The sequence below is a fragment of the Paracoccus chinensis genome, from assembly GCF_900102885.1.
Classification (GTDB): domain Bacteria; phylum Pseudomonadota; class Alphaproteobacteria; order Rhodobacterales; family Rhodobacteraceae; genus Paracoccus; species Paracoccus chinensis.
Genome location: NZ_FNGE01000045.1, coordinates 1 through 5,001 on the forward strand (window position 1 = coordinate 1; position 5,001 = coordinate 5,001).

6 protein-coding genes are annotated in these 5,001 nt (G+C 54.7%); 3 read left to right on the top strand and 3 right to left on the bottom strand.

Going from position 1 to position 5,001, the window contains the following annotated elements; translation table 11 throughout:
• The first annotated feature begins 58 nt into the window (after positions 1 to 58).
• Positions 59 to 436 (top strand): TatD family hydrolase, encoded by a 378-nt coding sequence (locus BLQ03_RS19285; RefSeq protein ID WP_090757536.1) that lies wholly within the window; start codon positions 59 to 61, stop codon positions 434 to 436.
• A gap of 227 nt (positions 437 to 663) precedes the next feature.
• Here BLQ03_RS19285 and BLQ03_RS17305 read toward each other — a convergent pair whose 3' ends face one another.
• A complete protein-coding gene (locus tag BLQ03_RS17305; protein WP_217629795.1) occupies positions 664 to 963 on the bottom strand; it encodes a hypothetical protein in 300 nt (99 codons plus the stop codon).
• Positions 960 to 1,538, bottom strand: coding sequence for a recombinase family protein (locus BLQ03_RS17310; RefSeq protein ID WP_090757537.1), 579 nt, complete (start codon positions 1,536 to 1,538; stop codon positions 960 to 962). Before BLQ03_RS17310 ends, BLQ03_RS17305 begins: the two co-directional genes overlap by 4 nt.
• Before the next feature lie 404 nt (positions 1,539 to 1,942).
• Here BLQ03_RS17310 and BLQ03_RS17315 point away from each other — a divergent pair, with 404 nt between their 5' ends.
• Positions 1,943 to 3,448, top strand: coding sequence for an RNA-directed DNA polymerase (locus BLQ03_RS17315; RefSeq protein ID WP_090757538.1), 1,506 nt, complete (start codon positions 1,943 to 1,945; stop codon positions 3,446 to 3,448).
• Between the two features lie 199 nt (positions 3,449 to 3,647).
• Here BLQ03_RS17315 and BLQ03_RS17320 read toward each other — a convergent pair whose 3' ends face one another.
• Complete coding sequence (locus tag BLQ03_RS17320; RefSeq protein ID WP_090757539.1) at positions 3,648 to 4,211, bottom strand: recombinase family protein; 564 nt, start codon at positions 4,209 to 4,211, stop codon at positions 3,648 to 3,650.
• 201 nt (positions 4,212 to 4,412) lie between these two features.
• On the opposite strand from BLQ03_RS17320, the gene BLQ03_RS19305 reads away from it, so the two are divergent.
• Positions 4,413 to 4,835 (top strand): hypothetical protein, encoded by a 423-nt coding sequence (locus BLQ03_RS19305; RefSeq protein ID WP_483824813.1) that lies wholly within the window; start codon positions 4,413 to 4,415, stop codon positions 4,833 to 4,835.
• The last annotated feature ends 166 nt before the right edge of the window (positions 4,836 to 5,001 follow it).

Consider the following 5,001-nt stretch of genomic DNA (forward strand, 5'->3'; position numbering starts at 1 on the left):
CCCATGCCTTGACCCAGACATGACCCCAGCCGCATGACTAAAGGTGGGTCACTTCTCGATGGAAAACCCGGGTCAGTTCCGGGTGGAAATCAACATCCTAGATGCTCTGGAGAGAGAACCTGATGCAGGGAAGGCAGTGTTACACTGGTTTGTCGGCAGCAGTAAGCAGGTCACTCGAGGAGCGGCAATGGGCTGCTGGTTCTCGGTAGGCCCATCAATGCTGGTAAGCGAGCGGGGGCGAGTTGCTGTGACAGCCATGCCGAGGCATCGGGTCTTACCAGAGTCAGATGGCCCGTTCGGGCAGATCGAGAACCGACCTGCACGACCATGGGAGGCTTGGTCGGTCGTAGCTGGACTTGCTGAGCTATGGCGCGAAAGCGAAGTTGATGTTGCGCATCAGCTTCGTGCGAACCTCAGGGCTCTAGTTACAGTCTGAACACCAGACCGTCCTACTCCACAGCAGAGATACTGCCGAGGAGCAAGAGATCGAAACTTGCACTGCGTCCAACAAACGTTCGTTTCTATGGCATTGCCCGTTACGAGAGCGGCTCCTCTGCAACCAGGTGCCTTCTTGTCTGAGAACCGTGTCAGGAAATCAGGCGTCCGATATACCATCGAGGTCGTAACCTGACATCGTGGGTAATCGCAACTGTCGTCATGTGATCATTCATCTGCAAGACGACCAACGGGGAACATGTCCTCGCCGTAATGGTGCAGCTTGACGTGATGGCTGCGGCAGAGCCACCTGACGTTCAGGGGCTCGTCATAACGGTCGTGATGGGCATCTACCTTTGCAGCACCGCAAACCTCGCAGCCCTGCTTTTCCAGTGCGCCCGAAGAAAGTGCCCGCTGAACAGCAAGATGGGCCTGGTATTTCGGCAGGTTGGTGCGGCGCCAGTTCGTTTGACGGGTCTCGCTTTTCAGCGACGGTGGCCGTGGGGGCCTTGGCTCCTTCGCCATCATGCCGCCGCCTGCCGGCCCAATGTGCGATAGACGGTCGGGCGGGAGATCGAGAACAGTTCTGCTAAGTCACTTATGGAATACTCGCCCGTGTCATACATCCGCCGCAGCTCCTGCTGCTGGCGATCCGACAGCTTGGGCTTCTTGCCGCGCAGCTTACCCTTGGCGCGGGCTACGGCCATGCCCTCGCGTGTCCGCATCCGGATCAGGTCGGCCTCAAACTCGGCAAACGTCGCCAGGATGTTGAAAAACAGCTTTCCCATGGGGTCGGTCGGATCATGGATGACGCTGCCAAGCTGAAGCTTGATCCCGCGCGCGGCCAGCTTGTCGGCGATGTCGCGGGCGTCGGGAACGGAACGTGCCAAGCGGTCAAGCTTCGGCACGACCAGCGTGTCACCCTCCCGCAAGGCTGCAAGCGCCTGATCAAGACCAGGGCGGGCCCGGTTCGTGCCGGTAAAGCCGCGGTCGGTATAGATGCGATCGCCGGCGACCCCGAGGCTGGCAAGGATGCCCTTCTGCGCGGCAAGGTCCTGTTTGTCGGTGGAGCAGCGGGCGTAGCCGATCAAGATCTGTGTCATAGTCTGATCTGTAACAGTAGACGCCCCATCACTGCAAAAAATATCGGACCACTCATCTGAGATTTTGTCCTGCCAGCAAATGCTGGCCTTCGACGGGTCTGTTCAGGGGCAAGCTGGCCGTCCTCTGAACGATCGTGTGTACTGCGAGGTATTCGAAACCTGCAGCGCCTTCCGTGAAGCGCCCAGGGATATCTAGCAAACCCAAAGCCTTTCGGCGCCCATGGTGGGGATGGGGATGCTGCAGGTGCGACTGGTCCCTCCAAACCTAATCCCACGCTCCGACGCGGGCAGGACGGGAAAATCATCATAGATGATAGAAATTTATGCCACAACTGCGTGCAGGATCAGACTCTTATGATACTTAGAGATGAAGTATTTCTATCAGGGTGCTTTGGGGAGAAATCATGACCAGAATTATTGATTTAGATGCAGCGGCGGCAAAGGCATACTTAGAGAAAGCAGATTGTTACTTCAGATCTGACTTTCCTCCGTATATTAGCTTTGATGCTGTGCTGAAAGACGTGGCAGCAGCAATGGCAGGAAAACCTTATACCGACTTTCAAAAAGCTAAGCCTGAGCGTGCTGTTGATCTGGTAGGTGTCAACTATGAGCTTCTAAGCACGAAAGACGGAAAGTTTGCGTGGCGTCCGTTTGAGCTTATTCATCCAGCAATCTACATGACGCTGGTGCAGTTAATCTGCGAAGAAGCGAACTGGAAACTGCTCCAAGATCGTCTAAGCGAACTGCATACCGGTGTAGTGGAATGCACTAGCTTTCCAATGGCATCGAATGGATTTGAAAAACATGATGCGGTTCAGGTACGGAACTGGTGGTTGCGCTACGAACAGAGATCGCTCGAATTATCATTAGATTATACGCACCTATTAAAAACGGACGTTTCTAACTGCTACGGCTCACTATATACGCACAGTATAGCTTGGGCTCTACATGGTTATGAGAATGCTAAGAAAAACCAAGCCGATAAAAATCTACTTGGAAACAAGGTAGATTTTCATATCAGGAATAGTCGCTACGGGCAAACAAACGGAATCACGCAAGGTTCCGTTCTTATGGATATCATAGCTGAACTAGTTTTGGCATACGTCGATCACTTGATTTCAAAAGAACTTCACGGTTTAGAAGACTTCCAGATTTTACGATACCGCGACGACTACAGCATTTTCACACAGAACGATCAACTCGCAGCAAAGATCGTCAGGGTAGTCAGCGATTGTCTTAGGAAGGTTGGGATGCAACTTGGTGCTGCAAAAACCTCCGTAAGCACAAACATCGTGGAGGGAGCCATCAAGCCCGAAAAGCTAGCAGGGATTCAGCTTGCTGATATGGATATAACGCAAGCGAAGTCCATTCAGAAGCAGCTTCTACGTCTTCACACGTTCGCTCGCCAATACCCAAACACCGGCGCCATAAAAAGGCTAGCTGACAGCGCCTTTCAGAAGATTTCTAAGGTCTCTGATGCTCCCGAAGATCTTCCGGTGCAAGTAGCTATAGTGTGCGATATCGCAGTTGTTTCACCTAGTGCATTCCCCGCATTGTCCGGAATCCTTGCTAAGTTGATTTCTTTCGCCCCGGAGCAAGAACGGCCGATAATGTGGAAAAAAGTAACTAGCAAAATGCAGCGAATACCGCACAATGGGCATCTTGAGGTTTGGCTTCAGCGCGTGACTAAAGCTAAGGGTGTCGGGCTAACCTTCGACAGCTCTGAACCAATTTGTCAGATTGTAAATGGCAAAAATGTTCAACTTTGGAACAATAACTGGATCCAAAATCAATCTTTGCTTCAGGCGCTAGATGTATCAAAGATCGTTGTGAGCAAGCCTGAGGATCTCTCACCCATTCCTGCCGTTGAAGAGCTTGCACTTTTCAGAGAATACGCTGAATTCTCTTAAGTATAGATTTCTTCTAATGGCCTTAAATTCCTCGGCTACCGAGCGGCCTAACCGTCCCGCTTGTGCAATCCTTCGGCTGAATACTCCGGTGTCAGCGTTCTTGCATGGCAGGCTTCGGGTCTCAACCATGCTGCCGACGAAAAAAATCGCCGAAAGGTCTCGCAAAGCAGCTGCAGTTCGAATCTAGCTCACAGCGATTTTAGCCTGCGGATTCTGCAGCTCGGACGTAGGCATAAAGCGTCGGCTTGGAGATGCCGAGCATTGTGCAGATCCGGGCAATGGGCGTTTTCTTTTCCTGATAGAGCCGCACCGCGAGGTCGCGCTTGTCCTTGTCGAGCACCTGGGGCCGCCCGCCCTTGCGGCCGCGGGCACGTGCCGCCGTCAGTCCGGCCTGGGTACGTTCCCGGATCAGGTTGCGTTCGAACTCCGCCAAGGCGCCGAATAGGTGGAAGGTGAGCTTGCCGGAAGTCGTATTGGTGTCGATGGACTCCTTCAGGCTCAGCAATCCAACCTTCTGCTCGTCAAGCCAGGTCATCCACCCGATGAGGTCGCGCAGCGACCGGCCAAGACGGTCGAGCCGCCACACGACCAGGGTGTCACCGGCCCGCAGTTGCTCTTTGACCTTTTCGAGACCGGGCCGGGAAGCCACCGCCCCGGAGGCTGTATCGGCGATGACCCTCTCGCAGCCAGCCGCCAGCAGGGCATCCCTCTGGAGATCGAGGTTCTGCTCGATAGTGGAGACCCGCGCATAGCCGATCTTCATAGTCGATGGCCCCTATCGGTAAATAAAGTCGTCGCGGGGCGGAGTAGACTTCCCTAGTTTTCTTTACCGGGTATTTTTACTGAGAACCAGCAGGTTCTGCAACGAACGCCCTGACCCGCAACCTATGGCAAGAAAACCTCCGTTTTCTTTACCTCCCTTTTGCCAGCAGGAACGACTCCTCGTCGTTGGCGTTCCTGTGCCATGGGACGATCAGTCACCAGGACGAGAGTTGTGTCGGTCTGGCAGAAGCTTGCGAGTGCAATCGCAATTCTGGCGGTCGCGATGTTCGTGGCGCATGGTGCAGCTGCCAAAGGCGCACTTCCCCACGCCCACGATCATTCCGTTGCTCACGCCGAGACATCGCTCGTCGCAGGTCATACTCCTGCCGAGCCGGGTGGGAACCATGAGCATTCATCGGCGGTCGGCCACAAGCATGGCACTGCCAAGGATGGTACTGCTCCCTGCTGCGGAGAGGCGTGTCTGCTGGCGCTGATGCCGGACGTGGATACTCATCTGAACGAGCCTTGGGGCGTACGGTCGAAATCCCCGTTCGTTGTCTCCTCATTGGCGGGGCACGACCCTGAAGGGCTGCGTCGTCCTCCACGGCTCACCTATCGGATCTGATCGCGTTCCATCGGAAGTGAAGCGCCAAGCCTGATTGAAGAAATGGGCGCTTCACTTCCAAGCCTCAGACGGGCGGATTGCGGTCAATGAACGCGAGGTTTTCACCTTGCGTCCTCGATGCGGTGAGACTGGCGCCGCGCTCGCCGCTTCCTGTTTCCGGCGCTTT

Excerpts from the sequence above, each read along its gene's own strand:
- BLQ03_RS17310 (WP_090757537.1), bottom strand. The coding sequence starts at position 1,538 with ATGACACAGATCTTGATCGGCTACGCCCGCTGCTCCACCGACAAACAG.
- BLQ03_RS19285 (WP_090757536.1), top strand. The coding sequence starts at position 59 with ATGGAAAACCCGGGTCAGTTCCGGGTGGAAATCAACATCCTAGATGCT.
- BLQ03_RS17320 (WP_090757539.1), bottom strand. The coding sequence starts at position 4,211 with ATGAAGATCGGCTATGCGCGGGTCTCCACTATCGAGCAGAACCTCGAT.
- BLQ03_RS19305 (WP_483824813.1), top strand. The coding sequence starts at position 4,413 with ATGGGACGATCAGTCACCAGGACGAGAGTTGTGTCGGTCTGGCAGAAG.
- BLQ03_RS17305 (WP_217629795.1), bottom strand. The coding sequence starts at position 963 with ATGATGGCGAAGGAGCCAAGGCCCCCACGGCCACCGTCGCTGAAAAGC.
- BLQ03_RS17315 (WP_090757538.1), top strand. The coding sequence starts at position 1,943 with ATGACCAGAATTATTGATTTAGATGCAGCGGCGGCAAAGGCATACTTA.